This is a genomic window from Nocardia coffeae, assembly GCF_019890715.1.
GTDB classification, from domain to species: Bacteria; Actinomycetota; Actinomycetes; order Mycobacteriales; family Mycobacteriaceae; genus Nocardia; species Nocardia jiangxiensis.
In genome coordinates this window covers 190,181-216,983 of record NZ_JAINZY010000012.1, presented here as the reverse complement: position 1 = coordinate 216,983, position 26,803 = coordinate 190,181, and the positions used below count along the sequence as shown (strand labels likewise).

The following is a 26,803-nucleotide window of genomic DNA, read 5'->3' as shown; positions in this document are numbered from 1 at the left end:
GCACGAGGAGAGACGTCCCGACATGGCGGACGAGACAACCCCCCGCAAGGCAGAGCCCAGCGATGTCCGGGACACCTATCCACGCGTCGATCTGGGCGCCGGGGGACAGGTTTCCTTCCCGGAGCTGGAGCAGCGCGTCCTGGACTACTGGGCCGCCGACGACACCTTCCGCGCCAGCATCGACAACCGTTCGGACCGTGCGGAGTTCATCTTCTACGACGGTCCGCCGTTCGCCAACGGTTTGCCACACTACGGTCATCTGCTGACCGGGTACGTCAAGGATTTGGTCCCGCGTTTTCAGACGATGCGCGGCAAGAAGGTCGATCGCCGATTCGGTTGGGACTGTCACGGGCTGCCTGCGGAACTCGAGGCGGAGAAGCAACTCGGTATCACGGACAAATCACAGATCGAACAGATGGGCCTTGCGGAATTCAATGCCGCTGTCAAATCCTCTGTGCTGCGCTACACCGGTGAGTGGCGCGATTATGTGACCCGTCAGGCACGGTGGGTCGATTTCGACAACGACTACAAGACCCTCGATATCGACTTCATGGAGTCGGTGATGTGGGCATTCAAAACCTTGTACGACAAGGGGTTGGTGTACCAGGGATTCCGGGTGCTGCCGTACAGCTGGTACGAGCAGACGCCGCTGTCGAATCAGGAGACCCGGCTCGACGACGCCTACAAGATGCGGCAGGACCCGGCCGTCACCGTGGACATGCGGCTGCGGGTGCCCGAGGATCATCCGCTGCGCGATCTGGACGGCGCCAACGCGCTGATCTGGACCACCACTCCGTGGACGCTGCCGTCCAACTTGGCGATCGCGGTGCATCCGGACGTGACCTACGTCCAGGTGCGCGGGCAGGACGACAAGCGCTATCTGCTCGCCGCCGAGCGGGTTTCGCAGTACGCCCGCGAACTCGGCGCGGAACCCGAGGTGCTCGGCGAGTACGCCGGTGCGGCCCTGGCCGATCTGCGGTACGAGCCGCCGTTCGAATTCTTCGTGGGCCACCCGAACGCGCATCGCGTGCTGACCGCGGACTACGTCACCACCGAATCCGGCACCGGGATCGTGCATCTCGCGCCCGCGTTCGGTGAGGAGGATATGGACGTGGCCTCCGCCCACGGGATCGAGCTGGTGCAGCCGCTGGATCCGGGCGGGCGGTTCACCTCGATGGTGCCGCCGTACGAGGGCATGATGGTGTTCGACGCCAATCCGGTGATCATCAAGGATCTCAAGGCGTCCGGAAAGCTGTTGCGGCACGAGACGATCGAGCACTCCTATCCGCACAGCTGGCGCTCCGGGCAGCCACTGATCTACATGGCGGTGCCGTCCTGGTTCGTGGCGGTCACCGAATTCCGGGACCGGATGGTGGAGCTGAATCGGCAGATCACCTGGGTGCCCGAGCACATCCGCGACGGGCAGTTCGGCAAGTGGCTCGAGGGCGCCCGGGATTGGAACATCAGCCGCAACCGATACTGGGGCAGCCCGATCCCGGTGTGGCTGTCGGACGATCCGGACTACCCGCGCATCGACGTCTACGGCTCGCTGGACGAACTCGAGCGCGACTTCGGGGTGCGTCCGGACGATCTGCATCGGCCCGGCATCGACGAGCTGACCCGGCCCAACCCGGACGATCCGACGGGCAGGTCGACGATGCGCCGGGTGCCGGAGGTGCTCGACTGCTGGTTCGACTCCGGATCCATGCCGTTCGCGCAGGTGCACTACCCGTTCGAGAACAAGGAATGGTTCGACGGCGCTGTGCCCGATGGCGAGCAGCCGGGCCACAACCCGGCCGACTTCATCGTCGAGTACATCGGCCAGACCCGCGGCTGGTTCTACCAGATGCACGTGCTCGCGACCGCGCTGTTCGATCGGCCGGCGTTCAAGACCGTTGCGGCGCACGGCATCGTGCTCGGTGACGACGGCCTGAAGATGTCCAAGTCCAAGGGCAACTACCCGAACGTCAACGAGGTGTTCGACCGCGACGGCTCCGATGCCATGCGCTGGTTCCTGATGAGTTCGCCGATCCTGCGCGGCGGCAACCTCATCGTCACCGAGCGCGGTATCCGCGAGGGCGTGAGCCATGCGCTGCGGCCGCTGTGGAACGCCTGGACCTTCCTGCAGCTGTACGCCTCCAAGCCGGGGAGCTGGCGAACCGATTCGTCGAATGTGCTGGATCGGTACATCCTGGCCAAGCTGGCGCGCACTCGCGACGTGATCACCGAGGCGCTGGACGTCTACGACATCGCCGGGGCCTGTGACGAGCTGCGCGGTTTCGCCGACGCGCTCACCAACTGGTATGTGCGCCGGTCGCGTTCGCGGTTCTGGGAGGAGGACAACGACGCGATCGACACCCTGCACACGGTGCTCGAGGTGACCACCCGGCTGGCCGCGCCACTGCTGCCGCTGGTGTCGGAGGTGATCTGGCGCGGGCTGACCGGTGGTCGCTCGGTGCATCTGACGGACTGGCCCGAGGCGGGAGATCTGCCCGCGGACACCGAGCTGGTGTCGGCCATGGACGAGGTGCGGACGGTGTGCTCGACGGTGCTGAGCCTGCGCAAGGCGCAGAACCTGCGGGTGCGGTTGCCGCTGTCGGAGCTGACCATCGCGGCGGCCGACGCGGAGCGGTTGCGGCCGTTCACCGATATCGTCGCCGACGAGGTGAACGTCAAGCGGGTCGACCTGACCGCCGACGTCGCCGCGCACGGCCGTTTCGAGCTGGTCGTGAACGCCCGCGCCGCCGGTCCGCGCCTGGGCAAGCAGGTGCAGACGGTGATCAAGGCGGTCAAGGCCGGGGAGTGGTCCGAGAGCCCCGACGGGGTGGTCACCGCGGCCGGGGTGGAGTTGCTGCCCGAGGAGTACACCCAGCGCCTGGTCGCCGCGGAACCCGAATCCACCGCCGCCCTGCCCGGCAATTCCGGTCTGGTGGTGCTGAATTCGGAGGTGACCGAGGAACTCGAGGCCGAGGGCTGGGCTCGCGACCTCATCCGCGACCTGCAGGAGACGCGTAAATCGCTGGGCCTGGACGTCTCGGACCGGATCACCGTGGTCCTGGACGTGCCCGCCGATCGCGCCGAGTGGGCTCACACCCACCGCGACCTGATCGCCGGTGAAATCCTCGCCACCACACTCACATTCGGTGATGCGGGCCAGGATGCGGCCGAGATCGTCGGCGGGGTGCGGGTGTCGGTCGCCAAGGCCTGAGCGCACTGGGCGTCGTCCGACCGGTGGCTGCGTCCGTGTGGATCGTGGGATCTGCACGGACGCATCGGGTCTCGGTGTTCTGATCACCGATGAAGTTCGCTCGAGCTGTCCGTAGGCAGTGCTCGGCACCACCGTTGCGGGGCGTTCGGAGGCCCTGTCCGCAAGGTCGGGATGATTCGGCGGCCTGTGTGGCCATGGTGAGTAGCGGCAGGTCGGAATGCGAACCGCCGGATCACGGGGAACGCTCCGATTGTCGGATAACTGCTGGTCGGTAGGGGTGGGGCTGGGTAGCCTGCTGGTATGGACGATCGGTTGCTCAATGTCGTGGATGTGGAGGCCACGTGCTGGGAGGGGGCGAGTCCCGATGGGCAGCCCAGCGAGATCATCGAGGTCGGGGTGTGCGTGCTGGATATGCGGACGCTCGAGCGGGTGGGGCGGGACAGTATTCTGGTGCGGCCCGCGCGGTCCTCGGTGAGTGAATTCTGTACGCGGCTGACCACTCTCACGCCCGAGCAGGTTGCGGCGGGGGTGGATTTCGCGAGTGCGTGTGCGCTGTTGGGGCAGCGGTATCGGGCGAGCGAGCGGGCGTGGGCCAGCTGGGGGGACTACGACCGACGGCAGTTCGAAAGGCAGTGTGCCGCAACCGGTGTGAGGTATCCATTCGGTGATCGGCACACCAATGCCAAGCGGATGTTCGCCGAATCGCGCGACACCTCGAAACGTTTCGGGATGGATGCGGCGTTGCAGGTCGCGGGGCTGCCCTTGGAAGGGACGCATCATCGCGGCGGTGACGACGCGTGGAATATCGCCGCGCTGATCATCGACATGTCCCGGCGCGGGCGGTGGCCCGCTAGTAGTGGGTAGTGACGCTTTCCGGTGCGGCTCAGTGCCGGGTTTCGGCCGGAGGTGGCGCGGACAGGCGGTGCACCGCGAGTTGGATTTCCAGCAGGAGGCGGTCGGGGGCGCAGTCCAGATCCAGGCCCATCAGCTGGGTGGCGCGGCGGACCCGGTAACGCAGGGTGTTCGGGTGGATGCTGAGATCCGTTGCGGCCGTGCGGACGTCGCCGTGGCGGGTCAGGTAGGCATCCAGGCTCGCGAGCAGATCGGCGGAGTACTTCGCGTCGTAGTCCACCAGGGTGTCCAGGCGGGGGTCGCGTAGCTGGGGCTGATCGCCGATCAGGGTGAGGATCTCGGCGAGCAGGACCGTGGTGCGCGAGCGGGCCAGGGTGGTGACGGTATCCGCGTCGGTCAGGTCGGCGGTGCGGTCCAGGACCCGGTCGACCTCGGCGCGGGCGCGCGCGGCATCGGCCAGTCCGTCCACGGGCGAGGCGATGGCCGCGCGCAGCCGCAATCCGGATCGTTCGGCGAGCTGCTCGATCACCTGCCTGGTCCACGAGGTCACCCGATCGGCCGAATGATGTTCGGGGAAAAGTACATACAGCCGATCGCCGATCAGCGTGGTGAGGCAGTCCTGACGAAAGGCGCTGGCGTGCAGGCGAAGTGTCACCGCGCCGCGGTGGACGGCCTCCTGTGCGCGCTGGGCCGGTTCCTGTTCGTCGGTGTGCCGGGCGAAGCCGACCACGGCGGCTCGCCCGTCCGCCGCGACCCCGAAGGTTTCGGCGAAGGCGGCCACGTCGACGTCGCCGCCGTGCGCGCCGAACAGGCGCTGGACCAGCAGTGCATCGGTGGTCGGCGCGTGCCGGGTGCGCCAGATGACCCGTGCGGCGATCGAAGCCGCCCCGCGCAGCACCCGCGGACTGTCCGAGTGCAGCGGCTCGGCGCCCTCCTGCACCCAGATCGTGCCCAGTACCGTGCGCGGGCGGATACCCGGTGCACCCGGCTCGCGGATGCCGATGGCTATGCGGCGCTTGGTCTCCCACTCCTGCTGCGCCGGAACCTCCACGGTGTCACCGGTATTGCGCAACCGATCGAAGATGCCCTCGCGCTGCAGCCAGTGCAGATATCCCGGCGGTCCCTGGCGGCCCAGCACCGACAGCCGCCGCACCGCATCGGCGCAGGCGCTGCTGTCCGCCGAATAGGCCAGCACCCGGGACTGGTCGTCCTCGATGGTGACCAGTCCGTGCGTGGATTCGGCCACCGACGCCGCGAGGCCGAACAGATCGGTGTCCAGCACGGGCGCGGAGGTCACGGTCAGCGGTCCGCCGCCCTGTCCGATGATCCGCCCGACGAGCGCGTGCACCATCTCCCAGCGGGCCTGCGGATGCACCGCCACCAGCGCCAGCCCGGCCTCGCGGGCGGCCTCGCGCAGTTCGTCGGCTCCCTTGGAGAACACCGCGCGCGGGCGATACTGCGCCGGACAGTGCCGGACCAGTTCGCGCAGCCAGTGCACCGCATCGGCGTTCGACACCCCGACCTGCAGATAGAGTTCCGGCAGCGGCTGGGCGGGCGCCGCTTCGGGGTTCGGATCGTCCAGATCCAGGAAGGCCACCGATCCGACGACCACGTCCTCGCCCTCGGGCGCGTCCACCAGCGTGACGACCGAGCTGGTCAGTGCTGACAGCAGTTCCGGGAGTGGTATGAACTGGTTCACACTCTTCATTCAATCCGACTAAAACAAGTCCCGCAATTCATCCGAACGAACAAGGGGCAGGCGGTCGGTTCAGTGTTTATTTCCTGCTATGGACGCGATCACCACGGTCCCCGCACCGACCAACGAACCCGTGCACTCCTATGCGCCCGGCACCCCCGAACGCGCACGTCTGCGCGCCGCTCTCCACGAGCTGGCCGCTGATCCCACCGAGATCTGCCACGTGATCGACGGCATACACCGCCCTGGCACCGGAGCCGCGGTGAATGTGGTGCAGCCGCACCGGCACGAGGCGGTGCTGGGCACCCTGCACCTGGCCGAGGCGGACGAGGCCCGCGAGGCCGTGGCCGCCGCGACCGCCGCCGCATCCGCCTGGCGTGCACTACCTTTCGACGAGCGCGCCGCGATCTTCCTGCGCGCGGCCGACCTGCTCGCCGGACCCTGGCGTGAGCAGATCGCCGCCGCGACGATGCTCGGCCAATCCAAGACCTGCTACCAGGCCGAGATCGACGCGCCCTGCGAACTGGTCGACTTCTGGCGCTTCAATGTGCATTTCGCCCGGGAGATCCTGGCCGGTCAGCCGATCTCCTCACCGGGGGTGTGGAACCGCACCGACTACCGCCCGCTGGAGGGGTTCGTCTACGCGATCACCCCGTTCAACTTCAGCGCGATCGCGGGCAATCTGCCCACCGCACCGGCCCTGATGGGCAATACCGTGATCTGGAAGCCCTCGCCGACCCAGGCGGTGGCGGCCTATCACACGATGCGGCTGCTCGAGGCGGCCGGACTGCCGCCCGGTGTGATCAATCTGGTGCACGGCAACGGGCCCGAGGTGTCCGATGTGCTGCTGGCCGATCCGGGGCTGGCGGGCATTCATTTCACCGGCTCCACGCGCACCTTCCAGCACCTGTGGCAGGAGGTGGGCAAGCGGATCGACCGGTATCGCGGCTATCCGCGGCTGGTCGGGGAGACCGGCGGCAAGGATTTCGTGCTCGCGCACTCCTCGGCCGATCCGGATGTGCTGACCACCGCGCTGATCCGCGGCTCGTTCGAGTACCAGGGACAGAAGTGCTCGGCGGCCTCGCGGGCGTTCGTGCCGCGCTCGGTGTGGGCCCGCATGGGCGCGGAGCTGATCGACAAGGTGAGCGCGCTGCGGTACGGCGACGTCACCGATTTCACGAATTTCGGTGGCGCGGTGATTGATCGGCGGGCCTTCGACCGGCTCGCGGGTGTGCTCGAGCGCGCGAAGTCGACCGCGAGCCTGACCGTCGCGGCGGGCGGCACGTGTGACGACAGCGTCGGTTATTTCGTCGCCCCGACTCTGCTGCTCGGCGACGATCCGGGTGACGAGGCGTTCCGCACCGAGTATTTCGGCCCGATCCTGGCGGTGCACGTCTACGACGACGCGCGACCCGGTGCGTTCGAGGACGTGCTGGACGTGGTCGATTCGGGTTCGCCCTACGCGCTGACCGGGGCGGTCATCGCCCAGGATCGCTACGCGATCGAGAAGGCGGGCGCCGCACTGCGTTTCGCGGCCGGGAACTTCTACGTCAACGACAAGCCGACCGGTGCGGTGGTCGGTCAGCAGCCCTTCGGTGGCGCCCGCGCCTCGGGTACGGACGACAAGGCCGGATCTCCGCTCAATCTGCTGCGGTGGGCCTCCCCCCGTTCGCTCAAGGAGACCTTCGTCGCGGCGACCTCGCACGAATATCCGCATCAGGCCGTCGAATCCGGGGAGGTGAAATGAGCGCCGAATTCACCCGCCCGGCCGACTCCGCGGCGCACCGTCCGGCACTCGTGCTCGGCAATCCCCTGCGCCCGGCTCTGCTGGCCGCGGCGCGGTCGGCCCGTGCCGAACGCGGCCTCACCCGGATGCCGGTGACCAAGCGGATCGTCGACCGGTTCGTCGCGGGCGACTCTCGGGATATGGCGCTGCAGACGGTGCGAGAGCTGTTGCGGCAGAACCGCTTCGTCACGATCGACTATCTCGGCGAGGACACCGTCGACCCCGAACGGGCCGAGCAGGTGGTGCAGGAGTACCTGCTCCTGCTCGAGGCCCTGGCGCAGCTTCCGCAGGGATCCGCGGATGCGCCACGGCCGCTGGAGATCTCGGTGAAGCTGTCCGCGCTCGGACTGGTTCTCGGCGAGGACGGTCACGCCGTGGCGCTGCGCAATGCGCGGGTGATCGCCGAAGCCGCTGCGGCAGAGGGGATCTGGATGACGGTGGACGCCGAGGATCATGCCACCACCGATTCGAGGCTGGCGATCGTGCGCGCGCTGCGGCACGAGCATCCCGAGACGGTGGGCACCGTGCTGCAGGGGTATCTGCGTCGGACCGAGGCGGATTGCGAGGCGTTCGCGCAGGAGGGCGCCCGGATCAGGCTGTGCAAAGGGGCTTACGACGAACCGGAGTCGGTGGCCTTCCGGCGCAAGCGCGAGGTCGACGCGTCGTATCTGCGCTGTCTTCGTATTCTCATGCGGGGCAAGGGATATCCGATGGTGGCCACGCACGATCCGGCCATGATCGAAGCCGCCGCACTGCTGGCGACGGCCGCCTCGCGCGGGTGCGCGGACTTCGAGTTCCAGATGCTGTACGGGATCCGCCCCGCCGAACAGGAGCGGCTGACCGGCCTGGGACAGCATCTGCGGGTGTACGTCCCGTTCGGTGAACAGTGGTACGGCTACTTCGTGCGCAGGCTCGCCGAGCGACCGGCGAACCTGCTGTTCTTCCTGCGTTCCGCGATGCCCGAAGCCCGTGGGCAATATTACTGGACCGTTAAATAGTGGTATGTACCACTGAAAGATGGCATATGGTGATACAGTTCGTGACGAGGTAAGGAACACTGGGTCGGCTCCCATGAGGGGGGAGCTGAACCGGCGACCTCGATGGTCTTCCCCAGCCCGATCGGCGGGGAAGTGCAATGCTGCTCGGCGGATGTTTCCCCTAGTGACGCCAACTGGTGCATCCGCCGAGCGGCTCACGTAACCGCATCCCGGCTGCTGGGCGGCACTCGCGTACCATGGCGCGGTTCGACCGATGCGATGAGGGAAGACCGTGAACGATTCAGCGCCCGCCGCCCCGCGGCCTTCTGGCGAGAGCCCCGCTCCCGCCACGCCATCCGTCGCATCGGAGGTCGACACCCCGGGCAAGGGGTCGGGCCGGACCATCGCGATCGCCAGCTTCATCGGCACCGCGATCGAGTTCTACGACTACTACATCTACGGCACGGCCGCGGCGCTGGTGCTGAACAAACTGTTCTTCCCAGCGCTGTCACCGGTCGCGGGCACGCTGGCCTCGCTGGCCACCTTCGCCATCGGATTCATCGCCCGTCCGGTGGGCGCGATCGTCTTCGGGCACTTCGGTGATCGCATCGGCCGCAAGGCCACGCTGGTGGTCTCACTGCTGCTGATGGGACTGTCCACGGCCTTCGTCGGATTGCTGCCCGGATATTCGAGTATCGGTGTGGCGGCGCCGATCCTGCTGGTCGTGCTGCGAGTGCTGCAGGGAATCGGCCTGGGCGGCGAATGGGGCGGCGCGGCACTGCTTTCCACCGAGTACGCGCCGAAGGGCAAGCGCGGACTGTACGCGGCCGCGCCCCAGATGGGTTCGCCCATCGGCTTCTTCGCCGCGACCGCGGTGTATTGGGCGCTGTCGGAATGGCTTCCGAAGGGTGCGTTCGAATCCTGGGGCTGGCGGGTGCCGTTCCTGCTGTCCTTCGTCCTGGTGGCCGTCGGGCTGCGAATCCGGTTGCGGGTGGCCGAAACTCCGGCATTCGCGAAATTCCTGGCGACCGAACACGCGGTGCGGGTGCCGACGCTCGAGGTGATCCGGCGCTATCCCAAACAGTTGCTGCTGGGTGCGGGCGCCATCGTGGTGGTGTACGTGATGTTCTACACGGCCTCCACATACTGCCTCACCTACACCACGAAAACCCTTGGTGTGCCACGGAATACGATGCTCGGCCTGACATTGATCGCGGTCACGGTGCTCGGCGTGGCCACCTTCGTCGTGGCACAGCAGTCCGATCGGCTCGGCCGGCGCAGGCTGCTGCTGGGCGGGGCGGTCTTCAGTCTGGTGTGGTCCCTGGTGATGTTCCCGCTGCTGAACACCCGCAACCCGATCCTCATCGCGGTCGCCCTGTCCGGCGCGCTGCTGTGCATGGGTATCGGCTGGGGACCGCTGGGCGCCTATCTGCCCGAACTCTTCGGCACCGATGTGCGGTATTCGGGGGCCGGAATCGCCTACAACCTCGGCGGCGTCCTGGGCGGTGGGGCGGCTCCGCTCATCGTCGCGCAACTCGGCCAGACCCGCGGTACGGGCGCGGTGGGGTTCTTCATGGCCGCCATGGCGGTGATCTCGCTGCTGTCGCTGCTGGCTCTGCCCGAGACACGACATCGGGAACTGAGCGAAGTGTAGTTCCAGCGAACTACCCTCCCGGTCTTCGCGACACGCGCACCCGCCGACGAGTACCCGCATTGCCGCAGATCAATCCGTTTCGGCATGAAATCCCCGAAGGTCGTTACAGGGGAGGTCTTGTGTGATTGATGGGACATACGGTACAACAGCTATGTCGGGGCAACCCTGATGCTCTAGTTGAGCTTCGCGCTCTCACCGATATCTCTCCAGTTCGACCTCCAGCTGAGAAGAATGCACTGCCAGGCATGTGGTCCCGGCCGAGATGCCCGTGGGGAAGCGGTCATCCGAGAGTTCTTCGTCTGTGCCGATCGGTCGCCGGGGCACTGGCCTCGGTGGTGTCTGCACACCGAAGGGCGAGACCATGTCAAGTAAGGCATCGCGTGGCAGATTCACCCGCCTGCTGACCGGGGCACTGATGGGATTCCTGGTCGCGGGCGCAGTAGCCGAGACCGTTCCGGCGGGGATCGCCGGCGCGGATCCGGGCATACCTGTTGTCGCGAACAGCGGCAGCGCCGAATCCGGCAGCGCCTCGGACCCGGTCGCGGGAGGTTCGGGCAGCGCATCGTCCGGTTCCGGGACGGGTTCGGGCTCCGGCAGCGCCAGCGGTTCGGCGAACCTTCCGCTGGCCAGTCCACGAGCGATGGTGGCGCTGGCCATCGCGAAGTCCCAGACCGGCAAGCCCTACCAGTGGGGCGCGACCGGGCCGAACGCCTACGACTGCTCCGGCCTGGTGCAGTGGGCGTACCGCTGGGTCGGCATCTTCCTACCGCGCACCACCTGGCAGCAGGCGCGCGCGGGCAGCCCGGTGCCGCTGAGCGCAATTCAGCCGGGCGATGTCGTGGTGCTCAACGCCGACGGCTCGCACGAGGGCCTGTACGTCGGCAACGGCGCCGTGCTCAACGCCTACGACTACGGCGTGGGCGTGGTGTACTCGCCGTTGAGCCAGTTCAAGATCTACGCGATCCGCCGCTTCTTCTGAGCCGGCGGATCGCGCGGATCATTCGGTGACGAGCTGGCGCAGCAGCGGACCGTACTGCGGGTGGTTCAGGGCCGTGGCGAACTGCGCGGTCAGGTAGTCCGCGGGATTGCCGGTGTCGTACCAGCGACCGCGGATCACCTGGCCGTAAGCGGCATTCGCACCGGCGAACGCGTTGATCGCATCGGTGAGGTAAACCTCACCGGTGCGATGCGAATACCACTGGGCCACCTGCTTGTCGAGTTCCTCGATGATGCCCGGGGTGACCACGTAACCGCCGACCGCGGCGAACGTCGACGGCGCGTCCTCGGGCTTGGGCTTCTCCACCAGTCCGGTGATCCGCATCAGCCCATTGTCGAAGGTCTCCTCGACGACCGGGACGCCGTAGCGCACCGAATCGCCGGGTTCCATCGGCATCAGCGCCAGGACCGGCGATCTGGTCTTGTTGTACGCGTCGATCAGCTGCTGGGCGCGTGGCACCTCGGCGACGAACACGTCGTCCGGCCAGAGCACCAGCATGGGCTCCTCGCCCAGATTGCGCGCGGCGTTCAGGACCGGGGTGCCGTTCCCGTAGGGACCGTGCTGGTCGAGGTAGGTGATGTGGCCGAGGCGGCCGAGTTCGCCGACCTCCTCCACGGCGTCGGCGTAGGCGGACTTGCCGTCGGCGCGAAGCTGGGCCACCAATGCCGGATTGGGGCGGAAGTGGTCCTGTATCAACGACTTTCCGGCGCTCACCACGATAGTGATGTCGGTGATACCGGAGGCCACCAGCTCACGCACGGTGTGCTCGATGACCGGTTTGTCACCGACCGGAAGCATCTCCTTCGGGATCGCCTTCGTCAGCGGCAGCAGGCGCGAGCCGATGCCGGCGGCGGGGATCACGGCCTTGCGGATAGTCATGATCCGATCATCACATACGGGCACGCCCGAACATGTCGGTAGCCGAGCGTAGATTTCCCGGTATGACCACCGACTCCGACCCGGCTACGACACGGCTTTTGCCAGGTCAACCGGTATCTTCCGGGGTCGTCGGAGTGGCTGGTGGGCAGCGTGGGCCCCGGACATCGGTGCAGGAATCGGGCAGCAATCTCGCGGGCGCGCCGGATATTCGGGCAGATTCCGAGCCGGTGGCGCGGCGCTGGGTGCTGCACATCGATATGGATGCCTTTTTCGCCTCGGTCGAGCAGCTCACCCGGCCCACGCTGCGGGGCCGTCCGGTGCTGGTCGGGGGAACCGGCGCGCGCGGCGTGGTGGCCGGAGCCAGTTACGAGGCACGGGTTTTCGGGGCGCGCTCGGCGATGCCGATGCATCAGGCGCGGCGGCTGGTCGGGGTGACCGCGGTGGTGGTGCCGCCGCGCGGGGTGGTGTACGGCGAGGTGAGCGGACAGGTCTTCGAGACGTTGCGTTCGCGGATTCCGGTACTCGAGACGTTGTCCTTCGACGAGGCGTTCGGCGAGCCCGTCGAACTGGTCGGCACCACCGCGGGGGAGGTGCTGGAGTTCTGTGAGTCGTTGCGGGCGTTGGTGCGTGAGCGCACCGGGCTGGTCGCCTCGGTCGGCGCGGGCACCGGCAAACAACTCGCCAAGATTGCTTCGGGGCTGGCCAAACCCGATGGGGTGCGGGTGATTTCGCCGCGCGAACAGCAGGAGCTGCTCGCCGCGCTGCCGGTGCGCAAGTTGTGGGGCGTGGGGCCGGTGGCGCAGAGCCGGTTGCGGTCGGTCGGCATCGAGACCGTCGGCGCGTTCGCGGCACTGCCGGAATCGGAGGCGGTCTCGCTGCTGGGCGGTAGCGTGGGCGCGGCACTGCACCGCCTTGCCCGCGGACTGGACGATCGCCCGGTCGCCGAGCGGGCCGAGGCCAAACAGATCAGCGCCGAGACCACCTACGAGAGCGATATCGCCACCCTCGGCCAGTTGCGTCCGGCGATCGAGGAGATGGCCGCTGCCGCGCACCGCCGGCTGATCCGCGACGGCCGGGCCGCGCGCACCGTGGTGCTCAAACTCAAGAAGGCCGATATGAGCATCGTGACGCGCTCGTTCACCCTGCCGTACGCGACCGAGGATCCGGCCACGCTCACCGCCGCCGCCCTGCGCTCGGCGCTCGATCCGGCCCGGATCGGGCCGATTCGCCTGGTCGGCGTCGGCTTCGGCGGGCTGTCGGCGGTGCGGCAGGAGTCGCTGTTCCCGGAACTGGACCAGGCGACCGAGCCGCGCGAGAGCGCCGAACTGGACGAATTCGTCGCACCGGAGCCGACGGTCACGCTGGCCACCGATATCCCGGGCACGTCCGACGCGCCGGTGCCGCCTGCGACGCGCTCGTACACCACCGAATATTTCTATCCCGGACGGGATGTGACCCATCGCGAACACGGCCACGGCTGGGTGCAGGGTAGCGGGCACGGCCGTGTCACAGTGCGTTTCGAGACTCGCTCGACCGGTGCGGGTCCGGCGCACACCTTCGCCGCCGACGATCCGGATCTGGGTCCGGCCGATCCACTCCTTAGTCTTCTTTGAAAGTCTGCGGGTAGCGTGAGGCCACTCGTGCAACCTCACCGGTCGGGTGGTAGTTGTCACAGAGCACGCAAGAGACCCAACTCGAAGGTAAAGGACGAGCATTGAAGCTTCAGAGGACTGGACGCGTCGCGGTTGCCGCATTGGCCGTGGTGGCCGCGCTCGGCATGTCGGCCTGCGGTAGCGGTGACAAGCACTCGAGCTCCAAGGCCAAGACAACGACGGCTGCGGCCGCGACCAGCAGCAACTATCCGGCGGTTCCGACGGTGGCCCAGCTGAACCAGGAACTGTCCCAGACGCTGGACGCGAGCGTGCCCTCCTCGCAGAAGGTGCAGTATCTGGAGGACGGCGCGACGGCCCTGCAGAAGGACCCGGAGATGATCAACAAGCTCATCACGGCCTACAAGCAGAACAACGCCAAGATCTCGGTGACCTCCGTCAGCTACCTGGGCGGGCCGACCCTGACCGCGAACGCGAACTTCTCGGTCAACGGCGGCCAGAACAACGTGGCGACCGTGCCGTTCGTCGCGCAGGACGGCAAGTGGAAGCTGCAGAAGCAGTGGGCGTGCAGTGGTTTGCAGAACCTGAACCAGACCTCGCCCGCCTGCAGCTGAGCGAAGGCGTCGGCCGTGGGGCCGGTATCCGTGCGGATACCGGCCCCCGGTTGTTTCGCGATCGTGGAGTCTAAGCGCAGACTGAGAATCGTCAAGCGATTTCGCCGGTTACGAAGCGGTCACGCTAACATCTGCCTCCGTGACAGACACGATGGTGCGGGCGGATGAGGCGCCCGCGGCACGCGAACAACCCGGTACCGCGGCACGATCCGGCAGGCAGTGGGCCACACCGGTGGCCTTCATCGCAGGTCTGCTCGCAGCGTTGTTCGCTATCGCCGTACCGCTGCTGCCGGTGCGGGTGGATCACACCACTCTGTCTTGGCCACAACAGGATTCGCCGCGCGGCATCACCGCGCCGCTGGTCGGTTACGCACCGCTGACGTTCGATGCGTCGATTCCCTGTGGCGCGCTGAAACAATTGGCCCCGCACGGCGGTGTGGTCACCTCGACCATGCCTGCCGGTGCACCCGACCTGGATCGTTACGGCTTTGTCGCACGGGTGAATCCGGCTCGCGCCGGACAACCCGCGCAGTTCGAGGCGGTGCTGCGCAACCAATCGTTGCTGAGCGTTCCGCTGAACCGGCTCGGTGACTGCGCGTTCACCGTGCATGCCGACATGTCTTCGGCCACAGCCACTCTCACCGGTTCGACGGTGAATCCTGTGACACTGAACGGTGATTTGCGTCCGCAGTTGGTCGGGATCTTCAGCGATCTGAAGACCACCGCGGGTGCGAAGGTCACCGCGCAGGTGGACAGCCGGTTCTCGGTCGTGCCGACCTTCGCCAAGCGCGCGGCGACGATTCTGGCGATCGTGTGCACGCTGATCGCGCTGGTCGCGCTCTATCGGCTCGACACGCTGGACGGACGCCGGGTCCGGCGGGTGCTGGCCCAGCGCTGGCGGACCTTCGGCCTGGTCGACGGCGTCGTCTTCGCGACGCTGGCGGTCTGGTACTTCATCGGGTCGACCACCTCCGACGACGGGTACCAGTTCGGCATGGCCCGGGTCTCGCTGGTGTCGGGCTATATGGCCAACTACTTCCGATACTGGGGTGTGCCCGAAACTCCGGTCGGCACACCGTGGTTCGATCTGCTGGCGCGGATGTCCGAGCTGAGCACGGCGAGTCCGTGGATGCGGCTGCCCACGCTGCTGGCCGGGGTGCTGTCCTGGTTGCTGATCAGCCGGGAGGTGATTCCGCGGTTCGGCGCGGCCGTGCGGCACGACCGGGTGGTGCGCTGGACCGGTGCGTTGGGTTTCCTGGCGGTCTGGCTGCCCTTCAACAACGGGTTGCGTCCGGAACCCGTTGTCGCGGTGAGTGTTCTGCTCACCTGGTGTCTGGTGGAGCGGGCGATCGCGGTGCGGCGGTTGCTGCCCTTCGCACTGGCGATCATCGTCGCGGCCTTCGCGTGCACCGCGAACCCCTCGGGCCTGATCTGCTTCGCGCCGCTGCTGGCCGGGCTGCGACCGGTGTGGCGGTTCGGCGCGACGCGGGCTCGCGCACTGGCCGGGGCCGCGCACGGGGCGAAGGTCACGGTGTGGGCGTGGATCCGCGCGTACGGCGCCGTGCTCGCGCCGCTGGCCGGGGCCGGAACGCTGATCGTCGCGGTGGCCTTCTCGGTGCTGCCGCTGTCGGACATGTTCGAGACGAATCGGGTGCATCAGATCGCCGGACCGGCGTCGCCCTGGTACGACGAATATCTGAGTTATCAGTGGCTGTTCATGCCCAACGCCGACGGGTCGATCGGGCGTCGCTTCGGCATCGTCGCGATGTGGCTGGGCCTGCTGGTGTGCGCATTCGTGTTGTTGCGCAAGGGCGGACGGATTCCGTTCACCACACCCGGGCCGACCAAGCGGCTGCTGGGCCTGACCTTCGGCGCGATGCTGTTGCTGGCGCTCTCGCCGACGAAGTTCACCCACCACGACGGCGTGTACGCCGGGCTGGCCGGATCGGTCGCGGCGCTCACCGCGGTCGCGGTCGGCCCGCGGGTGTTGCGCTCGCCGCGGAACCGGGCGTTGTTCGCCGCGGTGGTGTCGTTGATCCTGGCGCAGGTGTTCACCAGCATCAACCAGTGGTGGTACGTCTCGAGTTTCGGGATTCCGTGGAACGACAAGGCGCCGTCGGTGCACGGTTTCCTGATCGAGAAGCTGTTCGTCGGCATCGCGGCCCTGTGCCTGCTGCTGGCGGCGTGGTGGCATGTGCGAGCGCCGGAACCCGGTACCCCGCACCGGATTTCGCCGCACGCCTGGAAACTGGCGAAGATCCCGCCACTGACCGTGGCGGCGGCGATCCTGGTGCTGTTCGAGGTGGCTTCGTTCGCGAAGGGCGCGGTGGCGCAGTATCCGGGCTTCTCCCTGGCCGCCTCGAATGTGAATGCGGTACTGGGCAAGCCGTGTGGTCTGGCCGACCACGTGCTGGTGGAGCCGGACCCCAACGCCTCCATGTTGCCGCCGCTGACGGGCAACCGGTTCAGCGCATTCGCCAATGGCGCAACGGGATTCGTGCCGAACGGGATCGGCGACCTGAGCCCGGACGGTCAACCCGCCGCGGCGAGCAGTCTCGCCAGCACGAATACCTTCAACACCAAGCCCGGTGGTGATGTGGGCACCCAAACCGGCGGTGCGCCACTGCCTTTCGGCCTGAACTCGGCGACCACGCCGGAGCTGGGCACGTCCGGGCAGACGGCACCGTCGGATCTGACCACCGGCTGGTATCGCCTGCCGGCCGCGGGCGAGCGCAGCGGCATCGTCGCCATCGCCGCAGCCGGGCGCATCCGCTCGGCGGACAAGGACGGCGTGATCACACCGGGGGAGCCGGTGGAGGTCGAATACGGTACGAGCGATTCGGCCACGAGCGCGCATCCGCTCGGACGGCTGACGCCGATCGATATCGGACCCGCGCCGTCGTGGCGCAACCTGCGCGTGCCGATGGATCAGATTCCGGCGCAGGCCGATGTGATTCGCATCGTGGCCAGTGTGCACAGCCTGGATCCGGGGCAGTGGATCGCGCTGACTCCGCCCCGGGTGCCGCACACGGTCACGCTGAACGAGCTGATCGGATCCTCGCAGCCGGTGCTGCTGGATTGGGCGGTGGGCCTGCAGTTCCCGTGCCAGCGTCCGTACGACCACAAGGACGGCATCGCCCAGGTTCCGGGCTGGCGCATTCTGCCCGACCGCGGCGGCGCGCACGACACCAACCTGTGGGAGAGCCACGACGGTGGCGGCCCGCTCGGCTGGAGCCAGCAGTTGCAGCGCTCGAGCACCCTGGCCACCTACCTGAAGGACGGCTGGCGTGAGGACTGGGGCGAATTGCAGCGGCTGACCCCGATCGATCCGTCCGCGGTCCGGGCCACGCCCACGGTCACGCAGGACACGCACGGCGGCATGTGGACTCCGGGGCATATCAATACGGCCTGGTGAGACCGCCCGAGCCGCACCCGTGCCGGGCAGGTTGCCGGTGTGGCGAACCGGCCGGCGCGGGTGCGGCGACTTCAGCCGCGGCGGTAGTTGTTGTGCTTGCGCGCGGGCGGAGTGTTCTGTGACCCCTGGGCAGGGAGCTTGAAGCCCGGGATCGACTGTTGCTCGGTGCGTTTACCGCGACGTTCACGTCGCGACATGGGCGCGGGAGCGGTGGTATCGGAGTGGCGGAGTGGGGATTGCGCGGGCATGGCGCCTCCTAGGGGTTCGTGGCCGACTCATCGCATGACGGACCGCCGGCCTGGATGGAATGCCGGACTGCGACAGAAGCTGCACCCTGGGCCGGAACGGTGCGGGCACGAGCGAGAACACGCTCAGGAGAACAGTGCGAACCACATGGCGACGACGGTAACAACGAACCGCCGTGGCGCGCATCCGATTTATTGCCGGAGATTCCTACGGGCCGGAGATGCCCTGCAGACGCTGGATCTGGGTGCCGGTGATCGAGCGCAGCGCGGCCGGGTCGACCGGTTTCTGACCGGCTCGCGCGATCTGTACGACCGTGCTGCCGACCAGGGCGACCGTCGCCGCGGAATACAGCGTCAGGCCCTGGCTGCTGGTGCGTACCTGGAAGGAGACCGAGGCGTCCCCGGCGCGGGGCTCGTCCAGTCCGCCGACCTGATAGCTGACCGAGGTGCCGTCGGCATCGGTGCCCGAATAGGATCCGCATCGGTGCAGCAGATCCTGCACCGCGCCGAACGCCTCGGCCGCCTTGGCACTCGGATAGCTGGCCGCATCGATATCGATACTGTCGAAGCCGGCCGTCGAATAGTGCACCGCCCCATGGGCGCTCGCGCCCGGCACCTGATCATTCACCGCGTCGAGCACCTTCGCGCAGGCGGCCGGATCGGTGTGTGATCGGTCCGGCGCGGTCGTGGTCGGTGCGCCACCGCCGCCCGAGCCGTCGTCGAGCGCCTGGTAGTCGGGCGGAATATCGGTCCCGGACAACAGCTTGGCCTGCAAGGCCGCCGAATCGGTGAGCGGGGCCGCGGTCACCGAGGAGGGTGCGGGCGCCGGGCTCACCGGCGGTAGCGCGGAACCGCCGTGCTGTGAGCTGCATCCCGCGGCGAATACCGCCACGGCCGCGAGCAGGGCGCGGCCGGTCCACGTCCGGCGTGCCGCGGGCATCGCGTCGATTCCGCTCACCGGCCCCACTGCACCTGTGTGCTGATGTTCTGATGCAGCAGGATCGCACTGTGCGGATCCCGGTAGGACTGGCGGCCCGCGACCGTGACCGATCCCGAAACTGGCAGTGGCAGACCGAGATCCACGGTGATGGTGCCGGTGCCGTGCATCGCGTAGTCGACGATGTCCAGATTGCCCGCGTTGCTGGGCAGCGACCACACCTTGGCCTTGGGCGTCTGGGTGACGTCCAGTTGAATGGTGAGCAGATCACCCTCGCGCTTGGTGAGCGTCGCGGTGGTCACCTGATCGAGCGGGACGCCGCTGGTCACCTGCTGGTGCACGGTCCACACCGCGCCCACGCCGACCGGATCCACGGGGAACGCGATCGACTGGTAGACCGCCTGGTAGAAAGCCTGTTCCAGGGCCGCGCAGGCGGCGTCGGGGGTTTCCGGCTTGGGCGCCATCCGCAGGGAGGTGATCGCGCCCACATCGCTCATCTCGAAACCCGCGTGCGAGCCGTCCGCCGACTGGAGTTGTTCGGCCAGGCGGGGATCGGAGGACGTGGGGTTGCCGAGCGTCAGGTCGACCCCGTCCCGGCCGGTCTGCGCGGTGAGCGGGATGGTGACCGTCGGCGGGGAGAAATCGTGCGGGACCTGATCGTTCATCTGCTGTTCGATGTGGTGCACGGTGTGCAGGGTCACCTGCTGGGCGTTGCCCACGGCGAACGAGCGCCGCAGCAGCTCGTGCGGTTGCGCACCCGGTTTGACCACCGTGGTCACCACCGCCGCGATCGGCATGGTGACCTCCTTGTCCAGGGTCGGCGGCTCGATCTCGGCCTCGCTGCGGGTCTCGGTGACGTCGCTGCAGCCGACGCCCATGGTCGACAGCGCGACCGCGAGCACCATGAGTAATACGCCCGGACGGGCGGACCGCACGGCCGTGCGAGAGTGAGAAGACAACACCGTCACGCCAGACAGGTTACGACCGGTACCTGAAAATCTGCTTTGACGCCGCCGCCGAGTCCGCTGCCCTGCCGAGCGACAGGGGCGCAATCGCGATAGGGAATGATGGGGGCTGTGAGTATCGACCGGCCGCGCGAGCAGCACACCGACGAGCACGAGGAGCCACCCCGGGATATCGCCGCCGAGGGCGATCGACAGGTGGCCGCGGGGGGTGCGGAGCCGGACGGTGTGACCGAATCCGCGCCGGAGTCCGACTCCGGCGCGGACGAGGAACCCGCTGTGCTTGCGCGGCGCACGCTGCCGGTGTTGCTGGTGATCGCGGGCGTGGCCTTTCTGCTGGATCTGGGGACCAAGGCCCTGGTCGTCGCGAAAATGACACCGGGCGAGCCGATTTCGATCATCGGCGATGTCGTGCGGCTGACCCTGGTGCGTAACCCGGGCGCCGCGTTCTCGATGGCCACCGGGATGACCTGGCTGCTGACGTTGATCGCCGCGGCCGTCGTGGTCGGGGTGATCCGGATCGGGCGGTCGCTGCGGTCGGTGAGCTGGGCGATCGGGCTCGGGCTGGTGCTCGGCGGCGCGGTCGGCAATCTGATCGACCGGCTGTTCCGCGCACCCGGGCCGTTGCAGGGACATGTGGTCGATTTCATCTCGGTGACGCGCTGGTGGCCGGTGTTCAACGTGGCCGACTCCTCGATCGTGTGCGGGGCGATTCTGCTGGTCGCGCTGACCGTCTTCGGATTCGAACCGGACGGCACCCACTCACGTCGCGCCGAAGACGGTGATCGGGAATGAGGGAGACGCGTGCCATGCCGGTGCCCGACGGCCTGGACGGGCTGCGGGTCGATGCCGGGTTGTCCCGGCTGCTGGGGCTGTCCCGGACGGCTGTGGCCTCGCTCGCCGAGGAGGGCGCGGTGCAGATCGACGGCTCGCCCGCGGGGAAATCCGACCGGCTCGCCGGTGGCGCCTGGCTCGAGGTGGAGTTTCCCGAACCCAAACGCGAGTTGACGGTCGAGGCCACGCCGGTGGAGGGGATGAAGATCCTCTACGCCGACGACGACGTCGTCGCGGTCGACAAACCGGTCGGGGTGGCCGCGCACACCGGGGTCGGCTGGTCCGGGCCGACAGTGGTCGGCGGGCTGGCCGCGATGGGGTACCGGATCTCCACCTCCGGCGCGCACGAGCGGCAGGGCATCGTGCACCGGCTGGACGTGGGCACGTCCGGGGTGATGGTGGTGGCCCAGTCCGAGCACGCGTACACCGTGCTGAAGCGGGCGTTCAAACAGCGCACCGTCGACAAGCGTTATCACGCACTGGTACAGGGACATCCGGATCCCTCCAGCGGCACCATCGATGCGCCGATCGGCCGGGCGCGCGGCAACGACTGGAAGTTCGCGGTCACCGCGGACGGGCGTCCGAGCGTCACCCACTACGACACGGTCGAGGCGTTCCAGGCGGCCAGTCTGCTCGACATCCATCTGGAAACTGGTCGCACACACCAGATTCGGGTGCACTTCTCCGCGATCCGGCATCCTTGCTGCGGTGATCTGACCTACGGCGCGGACCCACGGCTGGCGCAGCGGCTGGGCCTGGAGCGGCAATGGCTGCATGCGCGTGCGCTCGGCTTCGCGCACCCCGCCGACGGACGCTGGGTGGAGATCACCAGTGAGTATCCGGCCGACCTGGAGCATGCGCTGGACATCCTGCGCCATGCGTGAGCGGTTACACATCGCCGGATTCGCCGGTGTCGCAGTCGCTCTGGTGCTGCTGATCCTGGTGCTGGGCTGGGCGTACCCGCCCCGGGCCTCGGTGATCGGAACCGACCGTCTGGGACCGGATTCGGGCGAGGCCGTCACGGATTACCTTGCCAGGGCCCGTGATTCACTGCAGGGCGACGAGGACACCGACGAGCACTGGGCACTGGTGGCCCTGACCGCCGCCGTCGTTCCCCGGGACATTCCGAAATCGGTTGCGGGCCTGCGAGTCGCGCGGGTCATCTACCACGTCCCGATCAACCACGTCTACACCTCGCCGATCACCGTCCCCACTCCCGACGACGACGCGGCCGTCATCGATTCGGCCCGCGCCGCGGCCGGTGTCCTGGACGCCTCCCAATCCTTCGACGACCGCACCGCCCGAAGCACCGCGGTCATGGCCGCCCGCCTGCACGCGGGCTGCGCCTGCGCGGCGGACCTGATCGTCCGCGGCACCCTGAACCAGCTTCGCACCCTCACCACACGCCCGAACATCCGCGCGGTCCAGGCCCTGCCCCCCGACGCCGCCGCCGGAGCCTTCGCGGTGATCCCCCTGCTCCCCGAGCAAACCGACACCGCCGTCCCCGGCCCCGACGACGGCCCGGTCCCCGCCCGCTGACGCCCGCGACAGCCTGCCGTCGACGAGTCCGACCAGGCCGGCCTGCGGCATCATCCGGGTGGCATAGCGCATGTCCGTTGGGACGCCGGGCTCGATACGGCGTGCAGCAACGGTCCAGCTTTCGAGGTCGCGGCCGGTGGGCGTTCTAGGCTGGTGCGCATGGCGAGTGTCGAGCGGGTGGTTCGGGCTGGCGGGTTGAGCAGGGCCGAGGTGGAGCAGCGGGTTCGGGTCGGGCAGACGAACGATCTGCCGGATCGGACCGGGCGGTCGGTCGCCGACATCGTGCGGGCGAACGTCTTCACGCGGATCAACGCGATTCTGGCCGTGCTGTTCGTGCTGGTGCTGGCCACCGGATCGCTGATCGACGGGATGTTCGGGCTGTTGATCGTGGCCAACAGCGTGGTGGGCATCGTGCAGGAGCTGCGGGCCAAGCGGACGCTGGACAAGCTGGCGATCGTGGGGCAGGCACAGCCGGTGGTGCGGCGCGAGGGGGTGGCGCGGGCGGTCGCGCCGGGGGAGGTGGTGCTGGACGATCTGATCGAGTTGGGGCCCGGTGATCAGATCGTCGTGGACGGCCAGGTGCAGGAGTGCTCGCAGCTGGAGATCGACGAGTCGCTGCTGACCGGTGAGGCCGACGCGATCGGCAAGGGCGTGGGCGATCAGGTGTTGTCGGGCAGTTTCGTGGTGTCCGGGTCGGGCGCCTACCGGGCGACCAAGGTCGGCCGGGACGCCTATGCCGCACAGCTGGCGGCCGAGGCCAGCAAGTTCACGCTGGTGAACTCGGAGCTGCGCAACGGGATCAACACGATTCTGAAAGTCATCACCTACCTGTTGATTCCGGCGGGTCTGGTGACGATCTACAACCAGCTGTTCTCCAGTCACGAATCCTGGCGCTCGGCACTCAACGGCATGGTCGCCGCACTGGTGCCGATGGTGCCCGAGGGGCTGGTGCTGATGACCTCGATCGCGTTCGCGGTCGGCGTGGTCCGGCTCGGGCAGCGCAGATGCCTGGTGCAGGAGCTGCCCGCGATCGAGGGACTGGCCCGGGTGGACGTGGTGTGCGCCGACAAGACCGGAACCCTCACCGAGAACGGTATGCGCCTGGCCGAGATCCGCGCGTTGGGCGATGCTCCGGCCGAGCGGCTGCGCGCGGCGCTCGCGGCCATGGCCGCCGACGATCCACGCCCCAACGCCAGCGTCGTGGCCATCGCGGAGGGCTGCCCGGACGCGCCCGTGTGGCAGCAGACCGCGGTCGCGCCGTTCTCCTCGGCCAAGAAGTGGAGCGGAAGCTCCTATGGTGAGTACGGGAACTGGCTGCTCGGCGCACCCGATGTGCTGCTGGCCCCGGACTCCGCGGCCGCCGCGACCGCGCAGGAGATCGGCGCCACGGGCCAGCGGGTACTGCTGTTGGCCGAGAGCGATCGTCCGGTGGACGCGCCCGGCGCGCCCGGTACGGTCACTCCGCGAGCGCTGGTGATACTCGAGCAGAAGGTTCGCCCGGACGCTCGCGAGACGCTGGAATACTTTGCCGGGCAGAACGTCTCGATCAAGGTGATCTCCGGCGACAATGCGGTGTCGGTGGGCGCGGTGGCTGCCTCGCTGGGCCTGCCCGGCGGGCAGGATCCGGTCGACGCGCGTGAATTGCCCACTCGCCGTGAGGATGTGGCCGACGTGGTGGAAGAGCACACCACCTTCGGCCGCGTGCGCCCGGATCAGAAGCGGGCCATGGTCTCGGCCCTGCAGTCCCGCGGGCACACCGTCGCGATGACCGGCGACGGCGTCAACGACGTCCTCGCGCTCAAGGATGCGGACATCGGCGTCGCGATGGGCGCGGGCAGTCCCGCCACCCGCGCGGTGGCGCAGATCGTGTTGCTGGACAACAAGTTCTCCACGCTGCCCTACGTCGTGGCCGAGGGACGCCGGGTGATCGGCAACATCGAGCGGGTCTCGAATCTGTTCCTCACCAAGACGGTGTACTCGGTGCTGCTCGCCTTCCTGGTCGGCGTGGCCGGAATCGGCTCGCAGATATTCCATTACGACCCGATGCCGTATCCGTTCCTGCCGCGGCACGTCACCATCGCGGCCTGGTTCACTATCGGCATTCCCGCGTTCATCCTGTCGCTCGCGCCCAACAACGAAAGGGCGCGAACGGGTTTCGTGCCGCGGGTGTTGCGCCTGGCGGTGCCGTCCGGGGTGGTGATCGGCGTGATGACGTTCATCGCCTACCTGATCGCGTACCAGGGGGCCGGGCAGACCGAGACCCAGAAGGTGCACGCGAGCACGACCGCGCTGATCACGTTGCTGATCATCGCGGTGTGGGTGCTGGCGATCGTGGCCCGGCCGTGGGCGTGGTGGAAGATCGTGCTGATCGCCGGATCCGTTGCGGGCTACCTGATTCTGTTCAGCGTGCCGTTCACCCGGCACTTCTTCAAACTCGATCCGTCCGATACCGCGCTGACCGGAGCGGCGGTGGTGTGCGGGCTGATCGGCATCGTGCTGGTCGAATTGGCCTGGTGGTTCAGTGCCGCCCCGACCGGGGTGGCCGGGCGGCTGCTGGCCGAACACGGTGACCGGAACGGCTGAGCCGGAACGGCGCGTCGTGGATCGAATTGTGTCGCTCGGTATTCGACACGGGTACCTTCGGCTGTATGGAGGTGTTGCTGCATCAGATCGACGCGTTCGCCGACGCACCGTTCACGGGTAATCCCGCGGCGGTGATGCCGTTGCTCGCCTGGCTGCCCGACGAGCTGCTGCAACAACTCGCCGAGGAGAACAATCTCGCCGAAACCGCCTTCTACACTTCGGCTCTGCCGCCGGAGGCCGGTGAGCCGCCGGGTATCGGGCCCGCCTACCACCTGCGCTGGTTCACCCCCGGCAGGGAGGTGGACATGTGCGGTCACGCGACGCTGGCCACCGCGGCGCATCTGGTCGAGGACATCCATCCCGGTGCGGACCGGGTGCAGTTCTTCACCCGCAGCGGCTGGCTCGCGGTGGATCGCACGGACGACGACGAACTGATCCTGGACCTGCCCGCGGTCGAATCCCTGGACGTGATACCGGATCCCGAGCTGGTGGCCGCACTGGGAGTGCGTCCGGTGCGCGCGCTCAGTGGTCAGGACGAGGTACTGGTCGTGGCCACCGAACGCGAAGTGCGCGAGGCCCGCCCGAATTTCGCGGCGTTTCCGAAACTCGAACGCGGGGCGGTGCTCACCGCACGCGGCGATTCGGCCGACTTCGTCTCGCGGATGTTCGCTCCCGGCGCCGGTATCCTCGAGGATCCGGTCACCGGGTCCGCGCACGCCCAGCTCACCCCGCTGTGGGCCGCCGAGCTCGGGCGCGCGACGTTGACCGCGCGGCAGCTGTCCCGCCGCGGTGGTGCGCTGCGCTGTCGGCTCGACGGCGATCGCGTCCTGCTGGCCGGACGATGCCGGCGATATCTGGACGGCGTGGTGCGGCTGCCGGGGTGAGCCGGCGGGGCTCAGTCCTGCTCGGCGATCGCGGGGAGCCGCACGACCTGTCCGGCGTATGCCAGGCCCGCGCCGAAGCCCAGCAGCAGCGCGGTGTCACCGGGTTTCGCCTCGCCCGAGCGCAGCAGCTGTTCCATCGCCATCGGAATGGATGCGGCGCTGGTGTTCCCGGTTTCGGCGATGTCCCGGGCGACCGCGACGCGCTCGGGCATACCCAACGCCTTGACCAGTGCGTCGGTGATGCGGCTGTTGGCCTGGTGCGGGACGAAGGCGTCCAGATCCTCGACGGTGACCCCGGCATTGTTCAGCGCATCGCGACATGCCTTGTCCAGGAAGGTGACCGCCCATCGGAACACCGCGGTGCCGTTCATCCGGATGTAGGGGCGCTGCGAGGTGCCCCCACTTGCCTCGGCGGCCGCGACCTCGGCGAAGTATTCCTGAAAGTCCTTGTCCTGCTTGATCGCCGCGGTCTGGCTGCCGTCCGAACCCCAGGCCACCGGGCCGATGCCCTCCGATTCGGCGGGTCCGACCACGACCGCGCCCGCGCCGTCGGCGAAGATGAACGCGCAGGTGCGATCGGTGGGATCGAGCAGGTCCGACAGGCGTTCGACGCCGATCACCAGCACGTTGCGGGCCTGACCCGCGCGCACCAGATTCGCCGCATTGGCCAGGGCGTAACAGAATCCGGCGCACCCGGCGGAGATGTCGAACGCGGCGGCGTTGTGCATGCCCAGTTCGGTGGCGACCACCGCACCCGCGGAGGGGCCCAGCACCATCTGCGAGGAGGTCGCGAGGACGACCGCGTCCACCTGGTCGGCGGTCAGATTCGCGGCGGCCAGCGCCTGCCGGGCGGCCGCGGTACTCATCGTGACGATGGTCTCGTCGGGTTCGGCCCAGTGCCGTGCGGCGATCCCGGATCGGGATCGGATCCATTCGTCGGAGGAGTCGATGCGGTCGACGATCTCGGCATTGGGGACGACCCGGCGCGGCCGGTAGACGCCGATGCCCAGAGGTGCGGCATGGGCGTTCGGTGCGGCGGTGGCGATGAGCGCGGGCATGCGGATCCTTACTCTCTGTGTGAACCATTCGGTCCATGCAGAGAAAAGGTCTAACATGAACCGATCGGTTCAG

At 68.1% G+C, this 26,803-nt stretch carries 20 protein-coding genes; 14 read left to right on the top strand and 6 right to left on the bottom strand.

Annotated elements, in window-relative coordinates; genetic code table 11:
* Window positions 1–22: 22 nt before the first annotated feature.
* Window positions 23–3,208, top strand: coding sequence for an isoleucine--tRNA ligase (gene ileS, locus K7711_RS34780; RefSeq protein ID WP_222974900.1), 3,186 nt, complete (start codon window positions 23–25; stop codon window positions 3,206–3,208).
* Window positions 3,209–3,508: 300 nt separating this feature from the next.
* Window positions 3,509–4,072 (top strand): 3'-5' exonuclease, encoded by a 564-nt coding sequence (locus K7711_RS34775; protein ID WP_222974898.1) that lies wholly within the window; start codon window positions 3,509–3,511, stop codon window positions 4,070–4,072.
* Window positions 4,073–4,091: 19 nt separating this feature from the next.
* Here K7711_RS34775 and K7711_RS34770 read toward each other — a convergent pair whose 3' ends face one another.
* Complete coding sequence (locus tag K7711_RS34770) at window positions 4,092–5,759, bottom strand: PucR family transcriptional regulator (RefSeq protein ID WP_308015084.1); 1,668 nt, start codon at window positions 5,757–5,759, stop codon at window positions 4,092–4,094.
* Between the two features lie 88 nt (window positions 5,760–5,847).
* Between K7711_RS34770 and pruA the strand changes: the two genes are divergently transcribed.
* The 4 genes from pruA (at window position 5,848) to K7711_RS34750 (ending at window position 11,152) form a co-directional block, all read left to right on the top strand.
* Window positions 5,848–7,503 carry an L-glutamate gamma-semialdehyde dehydrogenase gene (gene pruA, locus K7711_RS34765; protein ID WP_222974894.1) on the top strand — a complete coding sequence of 552 codons (1,656 nt, stop codon included), beginning with the start codon at window positions 5,848–5,850 and terminating at the stop codon, window positions 7,501–7,503.
* Window positions 7,500–8,540: a proline dehydrogenase family protein gene (locus K7711_RS34760; RefSeq protein ID WP_222974892.1), complete on the top strand. Its 1,041-nt coding sequence runs from the start codon at window positions 7,500–7,502 to the stop codon at window positions 8,538–8,540. The genes pruA and K7711_RS34760 overlap by 4 nt, the downstream gene beginning before the upstream one ends.
* A gap of 271 nt (window positions 8,541–8,811) precedes the next feature.
* Entirely contained in the window at window positions 8,812–10,173 is a 1,362-nt protein-coding gene (locus K7711_RS34755) for an MFS transporter (protein WP_222974890.1), read from the top strand.
* A gap of 361 nt (window positions 10,174–10,534) precedes the next feature.
* Window positions 10,535–11,152 carry a C40 family peptidase gene (locus K7711_RS34750; RefSeq protein WP_235748222.1) on the top strand — a complete coding sequence of 206 codons (618 nt, stop codon included), beginning with the start codon at window positions 10,535–10,537 and terminating at the stop codon, window positions 11,150–11,152.
* Window positions 11,153–11,170: 18 nt separating this feature from the next.
* Here K7711_RS34750 and K7711_RS34745 read toward each other — a convergent pair whose 3' ends face one another.
* The gene (locus K7711_RS34745; protein WP_222974888.1) at window positions 11,171–12,049 is read right to left on the bottom strand and encodes a UTP--glucose-1-phosphate uridylyltransferase; all 879 of its coding nucleotides are present in this window, start codon (window positions 12,047–12,049) and stop codon (window positions 11,171–11,173) included.
* Window positions 12,050–12,306: 257 nt separating this feature from the next.
* Here K7711_RS34745 and K7711_RS34740 point away from each other — a divergent pair, with 257 nt between their 5' ends.
* The 3 genes from K7711_RS34740 to K7711_RS34730 all read left to right on the top strand — a co-directional run bounded on the left by K7711_RS34740 (window position 12,307) and on the right by K7711_RS34730 (window position 17,688).
* Window positions 12,307–13,662: a DNA polymerase IV gene (locus K7711_RS34740; RefSeq protein ID WP_235748263.1), complete on the top strand. Its 1,356-nt coding sequence runs from the start codon at window positions 12,307–12,309 to the stop codon at window positions 13,660–13,662.
* 101 nt (window positions 13,663–13,763) lie between these two features.
* Window positions 13,764–14,273, top strand: coding sequence for a WKL family lipoprotein (locus K7711_RS34735; RefSeq protein ID WP_222974884.1), 510 nt, complete (start codon window positions 13,764–13,766; stop codon window positions 14,271–14,273).
* A 151-nt stretch (window positions 14,274–14,424) separates the two neighbouring features.
* Window positions 14,425–17,688, top strand: a complete 3,264-nt coding sequence (locus tag K7711_RS34730) for an arabinosyltransferase domain-containing protein (RefSeq protein WP_235748262.1) — start codon at window positions 14,425–14,427, stop codon at window positions 17,686–17,688.
* Window positions 17,689–17,759: 71 nt separating this feature from the next.
* On the opposite strand, the gene K7711_RS34725 is transcribed toward K7711_RS34730, so the two are convergent.
* From K7711_RS34725 to K7711_RS34715, 3 genes are all read right to left on the bottom strand, one after another.
* Window positions 17,760–17,936 (bottom strand): hypothetical protein, encoded by a 177-nt coding sequence (locus K7711_RS34725; protein WP_222974879.1) that lies wholly within the window; start codon window positions 17,934–17,936, stop codon window positions 17,760–17,762.
* Between the two features lie 205 nt (window positions 17,937–18,141).
* Entirely contained in the window at window positions 18,142–18,891 is a 750-nt protein-coding gene (locus K7711_RS34720; protein ID WP_222974877.1) for a sensor domain-containing protein, read from the bottom strand.
* Window positions 18,888–19,838 (bottom strand): hypothetical protein, encoded by a 951-nt coding sequence (locus tag K7711_RS34715; RefSeq protein WP_245567749.1) that lies wholly within the window; start codon window positions 19,836–19,838, stop codon window positions 18,888–18,890. Before K7711_RS34715 ends, K7711_RS34720 begins: the two co-directional genes overlap by 4 nt.
* Window positions 19,839–20,060: 222 nt before the next feature.
* On the opposite strand from K7711_RS34715, the gene lspA reads away from it, so the two are divergent.
* The 5 genes from lspA to K7711_RS34690 all read left to right on the top strand — a co-directional run bounded on the left by lspA (window position 20,061) and on the right by K7711_RS34690 (window position 25,672).
* Window positions 20,061–20,627 carry a signal peptidase II gene (lspA, locus tag K7711_RS34710; protein WP_372460218.1) on the top strand — a complete coding sequence of 189 codons (567 nt, stop codon included), beginning with the start codon at window positions 20,061–20,063 and terminating at the stop codon, window positions 20,625–20,627.
* Window positions 20,624–21,550: an RluA family pseudouridine synthase gene (locus K7711_RS34705; protein WP_222974873.1), complete on the top strand. Its 927-nt coding sequence runs from the start codon at window positions 20,624–20,626 to the stop codon at window positions 21,548–21,550. Before lspA ends, K7711_RS34705 begins: the two co-directional genes overlap by 4 nt.
* Window positions 21,498–22,205, top strand: a complete 708-nt coding sequence (locus K7711_RS34700) for a hypothetical protein (protein ID WP_308015083.1) — start codon at window positions 21,498–21,500, stop codon at window positions 22,203–22,205. The genes K7711_RS34705 and K7711_RS34700 overlap by 53 nt, the downstream gene beginning before the upstream one ends.
* A 159-nt stretch (window positions 22,206–22,364) precedes the next feature.
* Window positions 22,365–24,788, top strand: a complete 2,424-nt coding sequence (locus K7711_RS34695) for an HAD-IC family P-type ATPase (RefSeq protein ID WP_222974871.1) — start codon at window positions 22,365–22,367, stop codon at window positions 24,786–24,788.
* A 65-nt stretch (window positions 24,789–24,853) separates the two neighbouring features.
* Window positions 24,854–25,672 (top strand): PhzF family phenazine biosynthesis protein, encoded by an 819-nt coding sequence (locus tag K7711_RS34690; protein ID WP_222974869.1) that lies wholly within the window; start codon window positions 24,854–24,856, stop codon window positions 25,670–25,672.
* Between the two features lie 11 nt (window positions 25,673–25,683).
* On the opposite strand, the gene K7711_RS34685 is transcribed toward K7711_RS34690, so the two are convergent.
* Window positions 25,684–26,730 (bottom strand): beta-ketoacyl-ACP synthase III, encoded by a 1,047-nt coding sequence (locus K7711_RS34685; RefSeq protein WP_222974867.1) that lies wholly within the window; start codon window positions 26,728–26,730, stop codon window positions 25,684–25,686.
* Window positions 26,731–26,803 lie beyond the last annotated feature (73 nt).